The 20,076-nt window shown below is 72.5% G+C and carries 18 protein-coding genes; 10 read left to right on the top strand and 8 right to left on the bottom strand.

The window, feature by feature from the left end:
- Window positions 1–38 precede the first annotated feature (38 nt).
- A complete protein-coding gene (locus Pma05_RS20915; RefSeq protein ID WP_239312764.1) occupies window positions 39–626 on the bottom strand; it encodes a sugar O-acetyltransferase in 588 nt (195 codons plus the stop codon).
- A 16-nt stretch (window positions 627–642) separates the two neighbouring features.
- The gene (gene dapD, locus Pma05_RS20910; RefSeq protein WP_203859135.1) at window positions 643–1,596 is read right to left on the bottom strand and encodes a 2,3,4,5-tetrahydropyridine-2,6-dicarboxylate N-succinyltransferase; all 954 of its coding nucleotides are present in this window, start codon (window positions 1,594–1,596) and stop codon (window positions 643–645) included.
- Between the two features lie 116 nt (window positions 1,597–1,712).
- Between dapD and dapE the strand changes: the two genes are divergently transcribed.
- Window positions 1,713–2,786 (top strand): succinyl-diaminopimelate desuccinylase, encoded by a 1,074-nt coding sequence (gene dapE / locus Pma05_RS20905; RefSeq protein ID WP_203859134.1) that lies wholly within the window; start codon window positions 1,713–1,715, stop codon window positions 2,784–2,786.
- A gap of 130 nt (window positions 2,787–2,916) precedes the next feature.
- Here the strand turns inward: dapE and Pma05_RS43515 are convergent, their stop codons facing one another.
- Window positions 2,917–3,045 (bottom strand): hypothetical protein, encoded by a 129-nt coding sequence (locus tag Pma05_RS43515; protein WP_275414723.1) that lies wholly within the window; start codon window positions 3,043–3,045, stop codon window positions 2,917–2,919.
- Between the two features lie 208 nt (window positions 3,046–3,253).
- Here Pma05_RS43515 and Pma05_RS20900 point away from each other — a divergent pair, with 208 nt between their 5' ends.
- On the top strand, window positions 3,254–4,105 hold the full coding sequence (locus tag Pma05_RS20900; protein WP_203859133.1) for an LOG family protein: 852 nt from the start codon (window positions 3,254–3,256) through the stop codon (window positions 4,103–4,105).
- Between the two features lie 141 nt (window positions 4,106–4,246).
- On the opposite strand, the gene Pma05_RS20895 is transcribed toward Pma05_RS20900, so the two are convergent.
- Window positions 4,247–4,624 carry a hypothetical protein gene (locus Pma05_RS20895; RefSeq protein ID WP_203859132.1) on the bottom strand — a complete coding sequence of 126 codons (378 nt, stop codon included), beginning with the start codon at window positions 4,622–4,624 and terminating at the stop codon, window positions 4,247–4,249.
- A 140-nt stretch (window positions 4,625–4,764) separates the two neighbouring features.
- Complete coding sequence (locus Pma05_RS20890; protein ID WP_203859131.1) at window positions 4,765–5,250, bottom strand: nuclear transport factor 2 family protein; 486 nt, start codon at window positions 5,248–5,250, stop codon at window positions 4,765–4,767.
- Between the two features lie 76 nt (window positions 5,251–5,326).
- Here Pma05_RS20890 and Pma05_RS20885 point away from each other — a divergent pair, with 76 nt between their 5' ends.
- Complete coding sequence (locus Pma05_RS20885; RefSeq protein ID WP_203859130.1) at window positions 5,327–5,767, top strand: MarR family winged helix-turn-helix transcriptional regulator; 441 nt, start codon at window positions 5,327–5,329, stop codon at window positions 5,765–5,767.
- A gap of 45 nt (window positions 5,768–5,812) precedes the next feature.
- Here the strand turns inward: Pma05_RS20885 and Pma05_RS20880 are convergent, their stop codons facing one another.
- The gene (locus Pma05_RS20880) at window positions 5,813–5,983 is read right to left on the bottom strand and encodes a hypothetical protein (protein ID WP_203859129.1); all 171 of its coding nucleotides are present in this window, start codon (window positions 5,981–5,983) and stop codon (window positions 5,813–5,815) included.
- A 685-nt stretch (window positions 5,984–6,668) separates the two neighbouring features.
- On the opposite strand from Pma05_RS20880, the gene Pma05_RS20875 reads away from it, so the two are divergent.
- A complete protein-coding gene (locus tag Pma05_RS20875; protein WP_203859128.1) occupies window positions 6,669–7,151 on the top strand; it encodes a hypothetical protein in 483 nt (160 codons plus the stop codon).
- Between the two features lie 183 nt (window positions 7,152–7,334).
- Here Pma05_RS20875 and Pma05_RS20870 read toward each other — a convergent pair whose 3' ends face one another.
- Together Pma05_RS20870 and Pma05_RS20865 are read right to left on the bottom strand one after the other, a co-directional pair.
- Window positions 7,335–7,532, bottom strand: a complete 198-nt coding sequence (locus Pma05_RS20870; protein ID WP_203859127.1) for a DUF397 domain-containing protein — start codon at window positions 7,530–7,532, stop codon at window positions 7,335–7,337.
- Window positions 7,520–8,269, bottom strand: a complete 750-nt coding sequence (locus tag Pma05_RS20865; protein ID WP_203859126.1) for a helix-turn-helix domain-containing protein — start codon at window positions 8,267–8,269, stop codon at window positions 7,520–7,522. The genes Pma05_RS20870 and Pma05_RS20865 overlap by 13 nt, the downstream gene beginning before the upstream one ends.
- A gap of 936 nt (window positions 8,270–9,205) precedes the next feature.
- On the opposite strand from Pma05_RS20865, the gene Pma05_RS20860 reads away from it, so the two are divergent.
- The 6 genes from Pma05_RS20860 (at window position 9,206) to Pma05_RS20835 (ending at window position 20,042) form a co-directional block, all read left to right on the top strand.
- Window positions 9,206–12,739: an ATP-dependent helicase gene (locus Pma05_RS20860; protein ID WP_239312790.1), complete on the top strand. Its 3,534-nt coding sequence runs from the start codon at window positions 9,206–9,208 to the stop codon at window positions 12,737–12,739.
- Window positions 12,736–16,233 (top strand): ATP-dependent helicase, encoded by a 3,498-nt coding sequence (locus Pma05_RS20855; protein ID WP_203859124.1) that lies wholly within the window; start codon window positions 12,736–12,738, stop codon window positions 16,231–16,233. The genes Pma05_RS20860 and Pma05_RS20855 overlap by 4 nt, the downstream gene beginning before the upstream one ends.
- Window positions 16,234–16,492: 259 nt before the next feature.
- The gene (gene cspE / locus Pma05_RS20850) at window positions 16,493–16,696 is read left to right on the top strand and encodes a transcription antiterminator/RNA stability regulator CspE (RefSeq protein WP_101369720.1); all 204 of its coding nucleotides are present in this window, start codon (window positions 16,493–16,495) and stop codon (window positions 16,694–16,696) included.
- 221 nt (window positions 16,697–16,917) lie between these two features.
- Window positions 16,918–18,246, top strand: a complete 1,329-nt coding sequence (locus Pma05_RS20845) for a DEAD/DEAH box helicase (protein WP_203859123.1) — start codon at window positions 16,918–16,920, stop codon at window positions 18,244–18,246.
- Window positions 18,247–18,597: 351 nt separating this feature from the next.
- Window positions 18,598–18,810 (top strand): hypothetical protein, encoded by a 213-nt coding sequence (locus Pma05_RS20840; protein WP_203859122.1) that lies wholly within the window; start codon window positions 18,598–18,600, stop codon window positions 18,808–18,810.
- A 284-nt stretch (window positions 18,811–19,094) separates the two neighbouring features.
- Complete coding sequence (locus Pma05_RS20835) at window positions 19,095–20,042, top strand: hypothetical protein (protein ID WP_203859121.1); 948 nt, start codon at window positions 19,095–19,097, stop codon at window positions 20,040–20,042.
- Window positions 20,043–20,076: the final 34 nt, after the last annotated feature.

The raw sequence follows: 20,076 nt of genomic DNA, 5'->3' as shown, positions 1-20,076 counted from the left end.
CCCCGACCGTCCCGCTGTCGACGGGGCGGCGGGCCCGCTCAGTCGGAGGTCGAGGTCAGTGGCCGCAGGACCCGGGCCGGGTTGCCGACGGCCAGTACCCCGGCCGGCAGGTCCCGGGTGACCACGCTGCCGGCCCCGACCACTGTGTCCGGGCCGATGGTGACGCCGCCGAGCACGATCACCCCGCCGCCGAGCCAGACGTTGTCGCCGATGGTGATCGGCCGGGCCGCTTCCCAGCCGGCCCGGCGCTGCTCCGGGTCGAGCGGGTGGTGCGGGGTCAGCAGTTGTACGTTCGGCCCGATCTGCACGTCGGCGCCGATCTCGATCGCGGCGACGTCCAGCAGCACGGCGTTGAAGTTCAGGAACGACCGGTCGCCGATCCGGATCTGGGTGCCGTAGTCGCAGTAGAACGGCGGCCGGACCACCACCCGGTCGCCGACCGCGCCGAGCAGTTCCCGGAGCAGCGCCTCGTACCGCTCCGGCTGGTCGGCGGCGGTCGAGTTGTAGCGCTGGACGAGCAGGGCGGCCCGGCGGATCAGCGCCGCCAGCTCCGGGTCGTCGGCCCGGTAGAGGTCACCGGCGAGCATCCGCTCCCGTGGCGAGCGCGGATCCGTCTCGGCACCCATTCCCGGCCCGGCCCGTTCAGTCGTTGGCGTGCAGGGCGGCGTTCAGCTCGATGCCCCGCCCGGTACGCGGCTTCGCCTCCAGGGCGCCGGTCACCGAGTTGCGCCAGAACAGCAGCCCGTCGACCCCGGACAACTCGCGGGCCTTGACCACCCGGCCGTCCGGCAGGGTCACCTTGGAGCCGGCGGTGACGTAGCAGCCGGCCTCGACCACGCAGTCGTCGCCGAGCGAGATCCCGATCCCGGCGTTCGCGCCGAGCAGGCTCCGCTCGCCGATCCGGACCTTCTCCGTGCCGCCGCCGGAGAGGGTACCCATGATCGAGGCGCCGGCGCCGACGTCGGAGCCGTCCCCGACCACCACTCCGGCGACGATCCGGCCCTCCACCATCGAGGTGCCGAGGGTGCCGGCGTTGAAGTTGCAGAAGCCCTCGTGCATCACGGTGGTGCCGCTGGCCAGGTGCGCGCCGAGGCGTACCCGGTCGGCGTCGGCGATCCGGACCCCGGACGGGACCACGTAGTCGGTCATCCGGGGGAACTTGTCGACCCCGTAGACCGCCAGGTGCCGGCCGGCGGCCCGCTCCAGCACCCGCAGCTCGTCGACCCGCTCCGGCGGGCACGGGCCGGCCGAGGTCCAGGCGACGTTGGCCAGCACCCCGAAGATGCCGTCGAGGTTCAGCTCGTTGGGCCGGACCAGGCGGTGCGAGAGCAGGTGCAACCGGAGGTACGCGTCGGCGGCGTCCTTGATCGGGTCGGCCAGCGAGCCGATCTCGGTGACCACCACGGCGGTACGCAGCCCGGGCAGCCCCCGCTCGCCGATCGCGCCCGGCGGCAGGTCGAGCGTGTCGCCGTCCTCACCCGCGACGAGCGGCGACGAACCCAGCCCGAGCTTGCCGGTCGGATACCAGGTGTCGAGCACCTGGTCTCCGGCGAGCGTGGCCACTCCGATCCCCCAGGCGGGCTGTGCGGTCGTCACCGGGTCTACCTCTCCGTCATCCGTCTGGGACCTCGGCTCAGCCGTGAGTGTGGAACGTCATTTCCGAGCCTTGGACGCGTCCCGCCGATACGACCTTGACGGTACCGTCTCCCACCATGGAGAACCCGCTCACCCCCGAGGTGTTGGCCGATCCGGTGGCGTTGACCCGCGCCCTGGTCGACATCGAGTCCGTCTCGCGCGACGAGAAGGAGATCGCGGACTGCGTCGAGGAGGTGCTCAGGACCGCACCGCACCTGACCGTGGCGCGGCACAGCAACACGATCATGGCCCGTACGGACCTGGGCCGGGCCCAGCGGGTGGTGCTGGCCGGGCACCTGGACACCGTGCCGTTGAACAACAACTTCCCGTCCAGCGTGCAGGGCGACCTGATCTACGGCTGCGGCACCTCGGACATGAAGTCCGGGGTGGCGTACGCGCTGCACCTGGCGGTGAGCGTGCCCGAGCCTCGATACGACGTGACCTACTTCTTCTACGAGGCCGAGGAGATCGAGTCCCGCTACAACGGGCTGACCCTGGTCGCGCAGGCGCATCCGGAGTGGCTGACCGCCGACTTCGCGGTGCTGTTGGAGCCGACGCACGGGGTGGTCGAGGCGGGCTGCCAGGGCACGATGCGGGCGATGGTCAGTTCGACCGGCCGGCGGGCGCACTCGGCCCGCTCGTGGAACGGGGTGAACGCGATCCACGGGATCGGCGGCGCGATCAACCGGCTGGCGGCGTACCAGGCCCGGATGGTCACCATCGACGGCTGCGTGTACCGCGAGGGGATGAACGCGGTGCGGATCAGTGGTGGGGTGGCCGGCAACGTGGTACCGGACCTCTGCGAGCTGGAGGTGAACTACCGGTTCGCCCCGGACCGGACGGCGGAGCAGGCGGAGGCGCACGTACGCGAGGTCTTCGCCGACTACCAGGTCCGGGTGACCGACTCGGCGCCCGGCGCGCTGCCCGGACTGACCGCGGCACCGGCCCGGGAGTTCCTGACGGCGGTCGGCGCGGACCCGATCGGCAAGCTCGGCTGGACGGACGTGTCGCGGTTCGCCGCGCTCGGCATCCCGGCGCTCAACTTCGGGCCGGGCGACCCCAACCTGGCACACGCCCCCGACGAGCACGTCGAGATCGGCAAGATCCGGGACGGCGCGGCCACCCTGCACCGCTGGCTCGCCTCGGACTGAACTGTCCCGCACCGGGTTCTCTCGGCCGGTGCGCTGTCCCGCGCCGCGTTCTCTCGGCCCGGTGCCGGCCGGCGGTGGCCCCTTTGCCGCCGGCCGGCACCGGTTTTCCCCGTGATTTTCGGTCGGCGGACTACCCGTCGACGTGCTGCTGCGTACGCGATTCCTGCTCCGGCCTCGAGTCGTCGTCGATGGCGCTGATCGGCGCGGCGTTTCGCGCCATCCGGCGCTCCGCGACCACCGCCCGGATCCGGCGCTGCATCTGTCGTCGAAGTCGAACGATCTCCCCGCTGGTCATCACCGTTGCCCCCCGAAGGTGCGCGGCCGTGGTGTGGGCGCCGCGCGTTCCCCCTGTGTGAATGGTAAGACGCCCACCAGCGCCGTTTGGTTGCGTCCGTGCTGGATGTTTGTCCTGTGACGTACGGGATCACGCCACCCCGGCCGTGGTCCACCGGATTACCGTGGACCCCATGAACCACAGCCAGGGGCGAAACGGCGGCCGGGGTCCGGGACCGGAACGGCATCGGGGCGCGGTCACCCTGCGCCGCGAGGCAATTCCGTTGAGTACGGCGGACCAGCGGCTGCTCGACTCCCGCAGCCGGGGCGACTGGAAGACCAAGGACGCCTGGCGGGCGTTGCGCATCCTCTCCGAGTTCGTGGAGGGCTTCGACACCCTCGCCGACCTGCCCCCGGCGGTCAGCGTCTTCGGCTCGGCCCGCAGCAAGCCGGACAGCCCGGAGTGCGAGCTGGCCGAGGAGTTGGGCGCCGCGCTCGCCGCCGCCGGCTATGCGGTGATCACCGGCGGGGGGCCGGGCGTGATGGAGGCGGCCAACCGGGGCGCCATCGAGGCGGGCGGGCTGTCGGTCGGGCTCGGCATCGAGCTGCCGTTCGAGCAGGGCATCAACGACTGGGTCGACATGGCGATCGACTTCCGGTACTTCTTCGCCCGCAAGACCATGTTCGTCAAGTACGCCCAGGCGTTCGTGGTGCTGCCGGGTGGCTTCGGCACCCTGGACGAACTGTTCGAGGCGCTGACCCTGGTGCAGACCGGCAAGGTGACCCGGTTCCCGGTGGTCCTGATGGGTACGGCGTACTGGAGCGGGCTGCTCGACTGGCTCCGGGACACCCTCGCCGCCGACGGGAAGATCGGCCTGGCCGACCTGGAACTGATCATCGTGACGGACGACGTGAACGCGGCCGTCCGGCACATCGTCGAGGCGGACGCGGCGCTCGCCGCCGAGCAGGAGGCGCTCCAGGAGACCGCGATCGCCCAGGCCGAGGCGGCCCAGCAGTCGGCCGCCACGACACGCAACACCCGCTGAGCCGTCGACCTCCCGCTCCGGCTGAACCGTCGACTTTCCGCTCCGGTTCCCGCTCCGGCTGAACCGTCGATCTTCCGGCCGCGTCCGATGTGCGCCGGCCCACCCCTGTTCAGCCAGGAGTGGGCCGGTTGGTGCCGCTGACTACGACAGCACCCGGATGCTTCCCGGAGAGAAGACGGTGGAGTCGCCGGGCGGGAGGGCGATCGACGGGAAGCCCGTGCAGAACCCTCCGGTGTAGACCACGATCGTGGCGTCGGTCTGGTTCCTGACCGTGGTGCCGGGCGGGAACGTGCCGTTGATGTCGTGACAGCCGGCCGCCGGGTTGACCAGGATGGCGTTCGGGCCGGCGGGGCTGCCGATGACGACCCGGCCGGTGGCGGCGAGCCCGGGCGAGGCGGCGAGCCCGACGGCCGCACCGGCCAGCACGCCGACCACCGCCACCCGGGCCGCCCGGCGCCAGGTGCTCGATCGACCTGTCGTCGTACGGGGCTGGGTCGGTGTTGTTTCCACGGTTTCCACGAGAGATCCTCCCCGGGGATCGAGGTGCTGATCGATGACCGGCCGGCCGTCGCCGACGGGTCGCCTCCGAGGCGGGAGTATCGACGGTCTTTGTCGGCCGGCTGGCTGGGACGCTACGGCCGGGCGACTTCATTTCGCTTTCAAGTGGAAGTCACCGCAGTCGGGCGGGTGCGCGGCGGGCGTCCGGGTGATCCGTCGACCGGATCCGATGCCGGCCAGGAGGTGATGCCGCTCAGGAGGTGATGCCGGTCAGGGGTCGGATCGGCCGCTGCCCGAAGGGCCGCATGGAGGTCCTCGTAGCGATGCACCACTGCCACCGCGCGGTCGCGTACCCGGAACAGCGTGGCGACCCTGGTCGGCGCGGTACGGGCCGCGTCCGCCGCCGTCGGGTCGGGCCAGGTCGCGTCCTGCTCGACCACGATCGTGTCGGCGTCGACGGGGTGCCAGGAGACCGGATGCAGCGCGATTCCCGAGTCGACGATCCACTGGGTGAACGCGTCGGCCGAGATCGGGCCGGTCCCGCGCGGCCCGGTGACGTCGACTGGGTCGGTCACCGCCGCGCGGGCCGCTGGTAGGTCCCGCTGGTTGACGGCGGCGTGCCACCGGGAGACCACTTCCTCTAACATGACTCTCCTCCGTATGCGTTTCGCATGTGACCGTATGTGAAACGCATACTGGCTGGCAAGGGGAGGGGAGCGGCGGATGGCTTCCGGTGGGCAGGTGCTGTTCTCGTTCGTGCGCTACTGGTCGCGGCGCTGGACCGGTGCCGGCCTCGGCGTCGACGCCGAGCGGGGCCGGGACGTGATGGTCGTGGAGGCGGTGGCGGCACTGACCGGCCGGGGCGTCGTGGCGTCGGTCAACGACGTGGCGCGGGAACTCGGCGTCGACCAGTCCGGCGCGAGCCGGATGGTCTCCCGAGCCGAGCGGCTGGGTCTGCTCGCCCGGGTGCGACCGTCCACCGTCGGCGGGGCGACGGCGATCACCGTCACGAGTGAGGGCCGGGACCTGCTGCGCGCCGCACACGCCTGGCAGGAGGAGGTGCTGCGTACCCTGACCGCCGACTGGTCGCGCGACGAGGTCCGTACGCTGGTCGACCTGATGGGCCGACTGGTCGAGGCCCAGAACCGCCTCGACGCCCGATAGGCCCCGGTGCGAGGTCCTCTGGGCGTGAACAGAGCGTGTGCGGCTCTAGACGATCTGCTCCGGGGGCAGCCGCTGCTTGCGCATTTCGTCAGGTGCCAACCCGCGCGCCTCGTTGAGCATCTGGCCGATTCGGGCCTCGAAGGCTTCCGGGCCACCTGCCGTCTCGACAGCACGCTCCAGATGACCGGACTCCCGCCAGCGTCGAACCTCGCTCATCGTCCTCTCCTCCTCGTGTTTATTTGCGGTGGCTAATAGGGTGTCGACGCTGACTCCCTAGGTGACAGATTCTGCGTCTGGTGAGTATCGCCACGGCGAGCTGGCATTCGAGGATATCCGGCAGGCGGTAGCAGTTGCTGCCTGCGGACGGTCCCGACAGCCGGAAGCACAAGACTATCCAACGTCGGCCCAGAGTGGCTTACCCGACCGGTCATGGCTGCTGTCACCTGACCGACATCCACCAGGAACATCTCCCTTCGATCAATCAAGATGGCCGGGCCGATACCCCAAGGGAGTCCCCATGACGAACCAGCCGCCGGTCGAACCGACTCAGTCGACCCCACACACTCCCGGATCTACGCATCTCCCGTCGCCACCCATAGGCATGTCGGGGCAGCTGGCCCCGCCGAGGAAGCAAAAGGTTGTCCCGTGGATCGCTGGCGGTCTCGCCGGGCTACTCCTCCTCTGTTGCGGGATCGCAGCCATCGGAAATCTCGCCGGCAGCCCGACGAACGAGGCCGATCCCGTCGCGGCCACGGCGACTAGCAGGTCGGCGGGACCAACACCAACCAAGCCTGCGACTGTGGCGCCGACAACGCCCAGTGCTGCCCCATCGACAACCACAACTACGCCACCGCCGCCGAAACCAAAGCCGAAGACATATTCCGGGCGCGGTGACGATGTGGTGAAGACCCCTGAGCTGACCGACCTCTCTGTCGTCGTCTTCAAATGTCCGCGCTGCACCAGCAACACCATCGTCCAGAGCGACGGCCGAGAGGGCCTCCTGGTCAATGAGATTGGCGCCTACAGCGGCAAGGCGTGGATCAACCTGGAGGAGGACTCGTTGACCAGCCAGTTCGAGATTCAGGCCAGCGGAAAATGGACGTTGACTGTCGGAACGGTTGAGCAGCTTGCGACCAAGGCGCCCTCGGGGAAAGTGGCCGGGAGAGGTGACGATGTGATTATTCTTGGTGGAGACTACGACACGGCGAAGATCACGCACTCAAAGGGCAGTTCAAACTTCGTCGTCTACGCCTACAATCTCGACTCCGGTGAGGGTGGCCTGCTAGTGAACGAGATTGGTGGCTACTCGGGCCGGCGACCGTTGGAGGCGCCCGCACTTGTGCAGGTCAAGGCCGACGGCAACTGGACGATCGGCCCCGCGTAATTCAGGACGCAGCAACGGATTCGCAGGCTGGGCCGACGACGCCCACCAGGCAGTGTCGCCGGCTGCGGATGGACGGGTGTGCTCGTATGCCCGGTCAGCGCGTCGGGTTGCTTCGACCGGGCACCCGCGCTCCGCCGTCATCGCGGCCTGCTTGTTGCCGTAGTCCGGAGACGACAATTCCGGCTACGACGCCTGGGCTGTTATTCCGGTGACGAATGTGTGCCAGGCGGTGGGGGTGAAGGTGAGGGTGGCGTTGTCGCGGTGTTTGCTGTCCCGGACGAGTACGCGGCCGGGCAGGTTGTCGGCCACCTCCACGCAGTCGCCGCCGTTGGAGCTGCTGCGGGTGCTGGTGCGCCACTGGGCGCCGGTCAGGTCAACCATTCTCGTGCCCTCAGGTGTGCTATCGACAGGTCGCGCGGCAGCGCTACCGATCTCACAGTGTCCCAGGTGCGCCAGAGCGCGGCAACGTCGCTCGTCATCCGGCCTGCCGCCTGGTCGTCCAGATAGGCGACGTCGGGTCGGTCGTCCAGGCTGGCGATGACGAACGCCCCGGCCTGGCCGGGATGCAGACCGGCGTGCAGTGGCAGCACGTGCACCATCACGAACGGGCGCTGGGCCATCTCGACCAGGTGGTTGAGCTGCGGATGCATGATCTCCGGGTCGCCCCGGCGCAGCGTCGCCTCGTCCAACACGAAGACGGTCAGCGGTGGCCTGGGCCGGTCGAAGACCGCTGCCTGACGCTTGAGTCGAGCCGCTACGTGACCGTCGAGTTCGTCACCGCCGAGTGGTCCGCTGCCGAGCACCGCGCGGGCGTACGCCTCGGTCTGGAGCAGTCCCGGCAGTACCGCGACCTGGAACGATCGCAGCGAGGTTGCCTCCCGTTCGGCGTCGGCCCACGGGCGGAACCATTCGAGTTCCCGGCGGCGGAGGACGTCCGGCCAGAGTTCGCCGACATCCCGGCCGAGCAACTCCGCTACCGCCGTCCGGTGACGCGGCTGTGGGATCCGGCCCGGCGTCAACCACCGCCCGGCGGTCTTGGGATCGACGCCCACCTTCTCGGCGAGCGACTCGGCGGTCTCCCCGACCTCGGCCATCGCGATCCGCAGGGTCTCGTTCATGTGCCCTCCGCAGTGGACGTCCAGGATTTCCCCGGAACATACAACTACGTTGTGTGTTTGTCTCGCGACGCCGAGCAGGCTTCAGATAGCGGAACTGTTCGGTGGCGGCAACCGCCCGGACGGAACCGCGCGGGGACCGCCCGGATCGTCTCCCCGTAAGTCGGGCGGTCCCCGCCTCCATCCCACGGAGAGCAGCACGACGGAAAGGAGCAGCGGGATGCGCTGGAGAAGGCGGCAACCGGAACGTCACCGTCGGGACTGGCGGCGGTTCTGGCGCTACTGCCGGTGCGGGCTGCGCTGGGGCTGCCCGGACGACGTACCCGTGATGTTGGTGTCGTGGCCTCCGCCACCGCCACCGGCTGGGGTGCCGGTGCCGGTCGATCCGGAGCCGGGTCCGCGACCGACCTCGGGCGCGGCCCGGAACACCAACCGGGGGTCGGGCTGGACCGCGTCCGCCGGCCGCGCCGGTCGCCCGACCTCGGCCCGCTCCGGGCACGCCGCTGCCGGACAGCCGAGCCGATAAACCGGCCCGCGCGATGAATCCGCCACTCGCACGCCGTCGGCCGCACATGCCGACCCGGCCGAGGTACCTCTGTCGAACCTGCGCCGCCCCCTGGCCGTGCCAGCCGGCCCGACTGAACCTGCTGCACGCCTACCGTGGTGCCAGGGCGAAACTCCTGGTCCACCTCGCCGGACACCTGCACCGAGCGCTGTGCGACCTCCTCGCCACCTCACCAAACCTCGACCAGGTGGCCCTCTGCCTACGCTTCCTCGGCTGGGTCCCGACCGGGCAGCCCGCCCCACAGTCTCATGATTCTTGTCGATCTGTGGTTAGTGGGGAACCACAAGTCGCCGAGAATCATGACCCGGAGCAGAGGAGGCGCGCGGGGCGTACCTGAGGGGGGCTCGTCGGGGTGGCGTGGTGTGATGGGCGGCGTGCAGGCGTACCGGCTGGTCCGTCGGCCGGCCGAGGCCGGGCCGGCGCGACACGACGACCCCGTGCAGCGGGAGGTGCTCGGACACACCGGCGGCCCGCTGCTGGTCCTGGGTGGACCGGGCAGCGGCAAGACCAGCACCCTGGTCGAGGCGGTGGTCGCCCGGGTCGCCGAGGGCGTCGACCCGGAACGCGTCCTGGTGCTCGCGTTCAGCCGCCGCTCGGCCACCGCACTCCGGCACCGGATCGAGGCCCGGATCGCCGAGGCGACGAATCGGGTACTGCACGAGCCGCTGGTCCGGACCTTCCCGGCGTACGCGTTCGGGCTGTTGCGCAGGTCGGCGGCGGAACGCGGCGAGCCGTCCCCCCGACTGCTCACCGGTCCCGAGCAGGATCTGATCATCCGAGAGTTGCTCGGCGTGATCGGGGTCGAGGACGACGAACCCGAAGCCGGGGACGAGATCGAGGATCCGGTCGGCTGGCCGGCGGAGTTGCGGCCGGCGCTGCGTACCCGGGCCTTCGCCGAACAGCTCCGTGACCTGCTGATGCGGGCCGCCGAGCGGGGCGTCGGGCCGGTCGAGCTGGCCCAGCTCGGCGAGAGGCTCGGCCGGGCCGACTGGCCGGCCGCCGCCCGGTTCCTCCGGCAGTACGTCGCCGTACTCGCGCTGCGTGACGTCACCACCCGGGGCTCGGTCGCCTACGATCCCGCCGAACTGGTGCGGGCCGCCTCCGGTCTGCTCACCGACGACCCCGACCTGCTCGACGCCGAACGGGCCCGGCTGGCGCACGTCTACGTCGACGAGCTGGCCGACACCGACCCGGCCCAGGTGGACCTGCTGCACCTGGTGGCCGGTGGTGGCAAGCCACTGGTGGCGTTCGCCGACCCGGACTCGTCCACGTACGCCTTCCGGGGCGCCGACCCGGAGATCGTGCACAGCTTTCCGCACCGGTTCCGTACCGTCTCCGGGGCGGTGGCCCGGACGTTGCTGCTGCACACGTCGTACCGGAGCGGGCCGGGGCTGCTGGACGCGACCCGGCGGTTGGCGCGGCGGCTGCGCGGGCCGGTGGCCCATCGTGACCTGCACCCGGTGCCGGACGCCGAGCCGGGGACGGTGGAGATCCGCACCTTCCGCTCCGGCACCAGCGAGGCGGCCTACCTGGCGCACGCGCTGCGCTCGGCGCACCTGCTGGACGGGGTGCCCTGGTCGCGGATGGCGGTGCTGCTCCGCTCCACCACGCTGCAACTTCCGCCGTTGCAGCGCGCGCTGCACACCGTCGGGATACCGACCGTGGTGCACGCCGAGGACCTGCCGCTGCACCTGCAACCGGCGGTGGCGCCGATCCTGCTGCTGCTGCGCTGCGCGCTCGAACCGGACCGGCTGGACGAGGAGGCGGCGGTGACGCTGCTGCACTCGCCGCTCGGCGGTGCCGACCCGCTGGCCGAGCGGCGGCTGCGACAGGGACTGCGGGCGCTGGCGCTGGCCGGCGGTGACCGGCGTCCCTCCGGAGACCTGCTGGTGGAGGCGTTGCGGGATCCGCGCGACCTGCTCACAATCGAGCGGCGCTGGGCGGCACCGGCCCAGGATGTCGCCAACCTGCTGGCCGCGGCCCGGGAGGCTGCCGCCGTGCCCGGCGCGACCGCCGAGGACGTGCTCTGGTCGGTGTGGCGGGCCAGCGGGCTCGCCGAGCGCTGGTCCGGCGCGCTGGCCCGGTCCCGTACCAGCGCAGGGGCGCAGGACGGCGGGCTGCGCTGGCGGGCCGCGGCGGCCGACCGGGACCTGGACGCGATCGTCGTACTCTTCGACGCGGCGGCGCGGTTCGTCGACCGGCTGCCCGGGGCGCGTACCGAGGTCTTCCTCGACCACGTGCTCGGGCAGCAGTTGCCGGCCGACACCCTCGCGCCGAGCGCCGACCGGGGCGAGGCGGTACGCCTGCTCACCGCGCACGCGGCGAAGGGGCTGGAGTGGGACCTGGTCGCGCTGGCCGGCGTACAGGAGGGGATCTGGCCGGACCTGCGGCTGCGCGGCAGCCTGCTCGGCTCGGAACGGCTGGTCGACGTGCTCGCCGGCCGGGGTGAGGGGGCCGGCGTCGCGGCCACCCTGGTCGGGCAGAGTTCGGCGATGCTGGACGAGGAACGGCGGCTCTTCTACGTCGCCGCCACCCGGGCCCGGCGCAGACTGCTGGTCAGCGCGGTCGCCTCGGCGGCGGTCGGGGTCGCCGACCACGAGGAGCAGCCGAGCCGCTTCCTCTACGAACTCGGCCCGACCGTCGAACGCCCGGACGACGGCGACGACACACGCGGCCGGGGCGGTCCGGATGGCCGGGGTGGCCCGGTCACCGGTGGCGGGGACACGCCGGGCGGGGACGGTGCCGCGGTCGAGGAGGTGGACGGGGCGGCCGACGACGTACCGGCGCTGCCCGTCGGCCGGCCGCCCCGGGCGTTGACGCTGTCGGCGCTGGTCGCCGAGCTGCGTACCGCCGTCACCGACCCGGAGGCGTCGCCGGCCCGGCGGCGCGCGGCGGCGGAGGAGTTGGCCCGGCTGGCCGTCGCCGGGGTGCCGGGGGCGCATCCCGACGACTGGTGGGGGCTGCGACCGCTCTCCGACGACCGGCCGCTGGTCGACGAGGGGGAACCGGTCCGGGTCACCCCGTCCGGGATGGAGAGCGCGCTGCGGTGCAGCCTGCGCTGGCTGCTGGAACGGCACGGCGGCAAGGCGCCGGCCAGCTCCGCCCAGGGGGTGGGCAACCTGGTGCACGCCGCCGCGATGCTCGCCGAGGACGCCAGCGCCGACCGGGGAAAACTGCTGGAGTACGTCACCGCCCGGTTCGACGTGATCGAACTCGCCGCCCGGTGGATGGCCGGCACCGAACGGGCTCGCGCCGAGGTGATGGTGGACAAGCTGCTGCGTTGGCTGGCCGGCAACCCGCGCCGGCTGCTCGCCATCGAACACGAGTTCGCGGTACGCCTCGACGACCCGACGCGGCCGATCGAGCTGACCGGCCGGGTGGATCGGTTGGAGGTGGACGCCGAGGGCCGGCTCGTGGTGATCGACCTCAAGACCGGCAAGTCGACGGCGGTGACCGCCTCGGAGCTGGCCGAGCATCCGCAGCTCGGCGCGTACCAGGCGGCGGTGGAGGCGGGGGCGTTCGAGGACCTCGGCGCCGGGGCGGAGTCCGGCGGGGCCGCGCTGGTGCAGCTCGGTACGCCGACCCAGGACGCCAAGGAGCAGGTACAGGCACCGGTCAGCGCCGAGGAGGCGGGTAGCTGGGCCCGGGCGATGGTCCGGCGTACCGCCGACACGATGGCGGCGGCCACCTTCTCCGCCGTCGCCAACTCGAAGTGCCGGGTCTGCCCGGTGCGGAGCAGTTGCCCGATCTCCGGCCAGGGTCGCCAGGTCGTCGAGCCGCCCACCCGGCGCCGGCCGGACGCCGCCCCGAACACCGCCCCGGCACCGAAGCCGCCGGGCCAGCGCGGGGCGGGTCCGGGCAGCCCGCCGAAACCTCCCGGCCAGCGTGGCCGCGGGGAGCGCCGGTGACCCAGCCCTCGCTGTTCAGCGCGCCCCCGCCCCAGCGGGTCGCCGACGCCGGACCGCGCTACACCCCGGTCGAGCTGGCCAAGCTGCTCCGGCTGCCGGCGCCCACCCTGGAGCAGGCCGCGATCATCTCGGCGCCGGTCGAACCGCTGCTGGTGGTCGCGGGGGCCGGCTCCGGCAAGACCGAGACGATGGCCGCCCGGGTGGTCTGGCTGGTCGCCAACGGGTACGCCGAACCCGGGCACGTCCTCGGCCTCACCTTCACCCGGAAGGCGGCCGGGGAACTCGGGATGCGGATCCGCACCCGGCTCGGCCAACTGGTGCGCCGGCTCGGCCGGAACAGTCGCAACAGCGACGACGACCCGTTCGGCGGTGAGCCGACCGTGGCGACGTACCACTCGTACGCGGCCCGGATCGTCACCGAGCACGGGCTGCGCGGCGGGTACGAGCCGTCGACCCGGCTGCTCACCGAGGCGTCCCGCTGGCAGATCGTCGACTCGCTGGTCCGTAACCACGACGGGGACATGTCCGAGGTGGAGCGGCAGCCGAGCACCGTCACCGACGCCGTGCTGGCGCTCGCCGCCGACCTGGCGGAACACCTGGTCACCCCGGACGACCTGGCCGCCTGGACGGGCAGGTTCTTCGCCGAGGTGCAGTCCCGACCCGGCCGCGTCTACGCCGACGTACGCAAGGCGCTGCACATCCAGCAACTCCGGCTGCGGCTGCTGCCGCTGGTCCGGGCGTACGCCCAGCGCAAGGACGACTTCGAGGCGATGGACTTCGGCGACCAGCTCGCCCGGGCGGCGCTGGTGGCCCGGGACCACCCGGAGGTCGGCGCGATCGAGCGCGGGCGCTACCGGGTGGTGCTGCTCGACGAATACCAGGACACCAGCCACGCCCAGGTGGTGCTGCTGCACGCGCTCTACGGCGGCGGGCACCCGGTGACCGCCGTCGGCGACCCGTGCCAGTCGATCTACGGCTGGCGGGGCGCCAGCGCCGGCACCCTGGACCGGTTCCCGACCGAGTTCGCCCAGCCGGACGGCACCCCGGCGCAGGTGCGGACGCTCACCACGAGCTGGCGGAACCGGCCGCAGATCCTGGACGTCGCCAACGGGCTCGCCGCGCCGCTGCGCGCCGCCGGAGCGCAGGTCGCCGAGCTGGCCGCCGCGTTCCGGGTCGACGAGGAGATCCCGGGCCGCACCGGCCGGGGGTACGCCGGCGGCACGGTGCACTGCGCGCTGCTCGACACGTACGCCGACGAGGCTGACTGGATCGCCGACAGCATCCTGGCCGCCTGGCGGGGTGCGGCCCGGATGCCGGACGCGCTGCCGGAGCAGATCCCGGTACTGGCCCGGCCGACGACGGCGGTACTGGTCCGGCTGCGCAGCCAGATCCCGGCAATCGAGGCGGCACTGCGGGACCGGGGACTGCCGGTCGAGGTGGTCGGCCTCGGCGGACTGCTGGACACCCCGGAGATCCGGGACGTGGTCTGCACCCTGCGGGTCCTCTCCGACCCGACCGACGGTGCCGCGCTGCTCCGGCTGCTGACCGGGGCACGCTGGCGGATCGGCCCGCGCGACCTGGTCGCCCTGCACCGCCGGGCCACCGCGATCGCCCGCGCCCGGCGGGAACTGCCCCGGTCCGACGGCGACGACGAGCCGGAGATCGTGACCGATCGACTCGACGAGGCGACCCTGGTCGAGGCGCTGGCCGACCTCGGCCCGGCGCAGGCGTACTCGGCGGAGGGCTATGCCCGGCTGCGGGCGTACGCGAAGGAACTCGGCCTGCTCCGGCACCGCCTGGACCAGCCGTTGCCGGACCTGCTCGCCGACGTCGAGCGGACCATCGGCCTCGACGTCGAGGTGGCGGTACGCGCCGGCAGCGACGGCCGGGGCGGCGACGCCGGCCTGGCCCGGGGGCACCTGGACGCGCTCGGCGACGTGGCGGCCCGGTTCGCCGGTGACTCGGCCGGTGCGCCGCTGCACGCCTTCCTGGCCTTCCTCGCCGCCGCCGAGGACGAGGAGCGGGGCCTCTCCCCGGGCGAGGTCGAGGTGGTGGAGGGTGCGGTGCAGATCCTCACCGCGCACGCCGCCAAGGGCCTGGAGTGGGACGTGGTCTCGGTCGCCGGCCTGAGCAAGGGCGTCTGGCCCGGTACGGCCCGGGGCTCCGACCACTTCCTGCTCGGCCTCGGCGTGCTGCCGTTCCCGCTGCGCGGCGACGCGAACGGGCTGCCCGAACTCGCGCTGCACGACGCCGACGACCAGAAGGCGGTGGCCCGGGCGCTGGCCACCTTCAGCGACGACTGGCGGGCGCACGACGAGCGGGAGGAACGCCGGCTGGCGTACGTGGCGGTCACCCGGCCGCGCCGGCTGCTGCTCTGCTCCGGCTACTGGTGGGGCGAGGGGACGAAGCGACCGCGCGGCCCGTCGACGTTCCTCTCCGAGGTGTACGAGTGGTGTCTGACCACGCCCGAGGCCGGCGAGAGCGGTTTCGTGGTCGACGCCTGGGCGCCGGAGCCGGCGGCGGACGCCAGCAATCCGACCACCGAGGTGGTGCTCCGGGCCGAGTGGCCGGCCGACCCGCTGGGCGCCCGACGACCGGCTCTCGCCGAGGCCGCCGCCCTGGTCCGCCGCCTGATGTCCGAACAACCCCCTCCCGCCGCCGCCGAGCCGACGGTCAGCGCCGCCGAACCAGCGGTCAGCGCCGCCGAACCAGCGGTCAGCGCTGCCGAACCAGCGGACAGCGCGGTGGACGAGGCCGCCGCCGAGGAGCTGCCACCGGTGGACCCGGAGGCCGTGGCGGTCGCAGCCGCGTGGCGGCGGGAGGCCGAACTACTGCTCGCCGAGCGGGACATGCTGGCCCACCGCTCCGGACCGGTCGAGGTGGCGCTCCCCGGCCACCTGTCGGTCTCGCAGCTCGTGACGCTGCGCCGGGACCCGGCGGCGCTGGCCCGCGCGTTGCGCCGGCCGATGCCCCGGCGCCCCGAGCCGTACGCCCGGCGGGGGACCGCGTTCCACGCCTGGCTGGAGCAGCGGTACGGGATCAGCCGGCTGCTCGACGTCGACGAACTGCCCGGGGCGGCCGACTCGGACGCCGCGCCGGACGAGGCACTGGCCGAGTTGCAGGAGCGGTTCCTGACCAGCGAGTGGGCCGAGCGCACCCCGGTCGAGGTCGAGGTGCCGTTCGCCACGTCGATCGGCGGGCTGCTGGTCCGGGGGCGGATGGACGCCGTCTTCACCCTCCCCGGCGGGCGCTATGACGTGGTCGACTGGAAGACCGGTCGACAGCCGACCGGAGTCGAGGCGGACGCCGCCGCGGTGCAGTTGGCGGCGTACCGGCTGGCCTGGGCGGAACTCGCGGGTGTGCCGGTCGACCGGGTCCGGGCCGCCTTCCACTACGTACGGGACAACGCGACCGTACGCCCGGCGGACCTGCTCGACGCCGACGGACTGGCCGCGCTGCTGGCACGGGTGCCGGAGGCGGCGACGGGTGGTTGAGCCCGCGAGGGCCGGGTCACCTCCTCGATCTGCCGGAATCCCCGCCGGCGGGCTCGTGGTGTGCTAACGTGGCAGCGTTGCAGTTTTGGTTCCCAGAGACTCTGTGTGCGCCTGCGGGATTGTGACCGTAGGCGCTCTTTGTTATGTCCGGAGTTCTCCGGGCGGGGCGACCAGAGCGACAGCGGCTCACCGGCGACGGTGGGCAACTATTCGGTCCGCAACAGGTGCGGGCCGAACGTTCCGTCAGGAGACGAAACACATGGCAATTGGCACCGTGAAGTGGTTCAACGCCGACAAGGGCTTCGGCTTCATCACCCCGGACGGCGGCGGCGCCGACGTCTTCGCCCACTTCTCCGCGATCCAGAGCTCGGGCTACCGCAGCCTGGACGAGAACCAGCGGGTGGAGTTCGAGGTCACCCAGGGCCAGAAGGGCCCGCAGGCGGAGAACATCCGCCCGATCTGACCCAGCGCCCTCCGCGGCGTCAGCCGTAGAGAAGAAGTTCGACCACCGCGCCCAGACCGGCGTGGTGACGCGGCCAGCCCGCGCCCGACGGCACGGGCTGGCTCCCGCGTATCTCCCGGTCCGTGGCTGCGGTCGCCGGGCGTACCGCCGCCGGTGGCCGAGCCGCCGGGGCGGGCGCCGGTGACCTTCCTCGACACGTACCGCTTCGAGGAAGGTCCGTAATGACCCGCACCATCCGTTCGTTCGCCGACGCGCCGCTGGCCGCCGGACTGCACACCGCGTTGACCGAGAACGGCATCGTCACGCCGTTCCCGATCCAGGCGGCCACGCTGCCCGACTCGCTGGCCGGTCGGGACGTGCTCGGCCGGGGGCGTACCGGCTCCGGCAAGACGCTCGCGTTCGGCCTGCCCCTGCTGTCCCGTACGGCCGGGCGGCGGGCTCGGCCGGGCCGCCCCCTCGGGCTTGTCCTGGTCCCCACCCGTGAACTGGCACAGCAGGTGACCACCGCCCTCGCCCCGTACGCTCGCACGCTCGGGCTGCGCTGCGCCACTGTGGTCGGCGGGTTGTCGCTGAACCGGCAGGCGGCGGCGTTGCGGGCCGGCGCGGAGGTGGTGATCGCCACGCCCGGGCGGCTCGCCGATCTGGTCGACCGGGGCGACTGCCGGCTGGACGAGGTCGCCGTCACGGTGCTCGACGAGGCCGACCAGATGGCCGACATGGGCTTCCTCCCGCAGGTCACCGACCTGTTGCGGCAGGTCGCGCCGGGCGGGCAGCGGATGCTCTTCTCGGCCACCCTGGACCGGGGCGTCGACCGGCTGGTCCGCCGGTTCCTCACCGATCCGGTGTCGCACTCCGTCGACCCGACGACCGCCACGGTCACCGCGATGACCCATCACGTACTCCAGGTGGAGGCCGCGGACAAGACGACGGCGACGGCCGAGATCGCGGCCCGGGACGGCCGGGTCATCCTGTTCGTCGGTACCAAGCACCGCGCCGACCGGCTGGCCCGGCAGTTGCTGACCAGGGGCGTACGGGCGGCCGCCCTGCACGGCGGCAAGTCGCAGCCGCAGCGGACCCGTACCCTGGAGCAGTTCCGGACCGGCCAGGTGAGCGCGCTGGTGGCGACCGACGTGGCGGCCCGGGGCATCCACGTCGACGGGCTCGACCTGGTGGTGAACGTCGACCCGCCGACCGACTCGAAGGACTACCTGCACCGGGGCGGCCGTACGGCCCGGGCGGGCGAGTCCGGCCGGGTGGTCACCCTGGTGCTGCCCGAACAGCGCCGGGAGGTGGCGCGGCTCCTGGACGACGCCGGGATCAGGCCCGAAACCCTGGTGGTCCGCCCCGGTGACCAGGCGCTGGTACGGCTCACCGGAGCGCGGGTTCCGTCCGGAGTTCCGCTCCAGGCGACGGCGGCCCGGCCGACGAAACCGGCGACAACCGTGGCGGCTTCGCGGGCGACGGCCTCGGCACCGGCGCCGAAGCCCCGGACTGGAAACGGTGGTACTCGCCGCGCGTCACGGTCACGTCGACTCCGCCGAGCCGCCTGACCGCCCATTCCAGGCGGTTGCCCGCCACGCGGTCGCCCCTTCTCGTCGGGCGATCGCCTCGGCGATCCGGGCCGGCGCGCCCGCTCGTCGCTTCGGTGGTCGGGCGGTCCCGGGGTCACCTGCCCACTGAGCCCTGGCGACCCCGGTGGGTGACACAGTGTGAGGCCGGGGCGACCCGCTACGGCGTTGTCCCGAGCGGGCAGCGCGGTCGTTCTCCGATCGGTCAGGGCAATTATGCCCGCGAATACACCTGATCGCGTCCGATGGGCGACTGTGGAGTAACCATCGAAGGGCCATCCTGTCCTGGGGAACCAGCGGCCACGGGGGTGGGTCGCGATGGGGGAGGTTGCGATGACCGTGCGTGTCGGTCAGGGCTCGGCGCGGGAGATCCTGGTGGTACTCGCGCTCGCGGTCAGTGGTCTGCTCCTCGCCACGCTCGTCGCGTTCACCCCGTGGTACGGCTTTGCCGCCGGGGCGCGCAACGTCGAGGTGGTCGAGATGCACGCACCGGTGGGGACGTCGCCCGGGGACGAGATGGGGCTGACTGTCGCGGGAGACGGCTGAGCTACGTTCGCGCGACCGAGGGTTGGGCGTGCGGGGTTCGGGATGTGCCGGGTTCGCGTGGGGATCGGGGGCCGGATCATCCGCTCTGGGCGGTCAGGCTTGATCCCGACGCGGGCGATCCGGCCCCCGACCCCGCCCTGGTCGGTGTCCGTGTCCGACCTCGGTCCGCGACCGTGACGGCCCGGCTTGGCTGGCTCGGCCGGCACCAGAAGGGGATCCGCCGGCACCAGGAGGAGATCCGCCGGGTCGGCTGACCGGGCTGCCGGTGGTGTTCACTAGAGGGTATGCCGGTTAACGTCCCGCGCGCGACCGACGGTGCCGAGGCCCAGCCTGGTGCCGCCTGGTCGGCGGGTGCCGTCACCCGGATCGGCCTGCCCGTACCGGCACCGGAACTGCCCGAACCGGCTGGGGGTAAAGGCCGTCGGGATCGTCGGCTGTGGTGGTTCGCCGGGGCGGCCGGCAGCGTACTGGTGATCGGTCTGGTGGTGGTGCTCGGGCTGACCCTGTCCGGCGGAGTCGACCCGCTGTGGAGTCGGCCGGAGGCGCCGACGGACGTACGGCCCCCGCTGGCCCGGAAGTGCCCGCTGCCCGGCTCGTCGGGCCAGGCCGCACCGGGTGCGCCGACACCGGGCGTACCCGGGTCGCCGGGGCCGGCGGTGCCGGATCCGGATCCGGTTGTTCCGCCGGAAGGGCCGGGGCAGCCGTTGAGCGGGGAGCGGACCGTCGACCCGGAGGCGGGGATCTCGTACGCCACCTACGGCCCACCGTGGCAGCCGTGGCAGGCGGTGTGGAGTGCCGGGACGCTGGAGGTGCCGTACAAGGTCGGGCAGCACTTCGTCACCGAGCGGGAGTACGACGGGTTCAGCGACTACCACGCCTCGATCCTGTCGGCAGCCGTGCCAGCGGCCGAGAACGACGCTCTCACCTTCGACCTGGAGTGTGTCGGTCGGCAGGTGGCGACCGACGTGCGGACCGAGTACTACCCGCAGCCGAACCGGATGGAGTCGATCCGGGACGGGCGGACCACCCTGGGCGGGCGGCCGGCCTGGGTCTCCGTGTTCCGGCTGCACTTCGAGCGGCCACGGTTGCGGGCCACCGACGAGTTGGCCGCGGTGGCGTGCATCGACGTGGGGCGGTCGACCGCCGCGGTCCTCTACATCTCGATACCCGGCACCCATCGGGAGTTCGACTGGGTGGTCGAGCACGCTCTCGCCTCGGTCCGCCCCACCTGAGACGGGCGCGGGCACACCCGAAGCATGGGCAGGT

Origin of the sequence: Plantactinospora mayteni (assembly GCF_016862935.1) — a bacterium.
Classification (GTDB): domain Bacteria; phylum Actinomycetota; class Actinomycetes; order Mycobacteriales; family Micromonosporaceae; genus Plantactinospora; species Plantactinospora mayteni.
The sequence above is the reverse complement of the archived record's forward strand: the minus strand, read 5'-3'. Positions and strand labels throughout refer to the sequence as shown.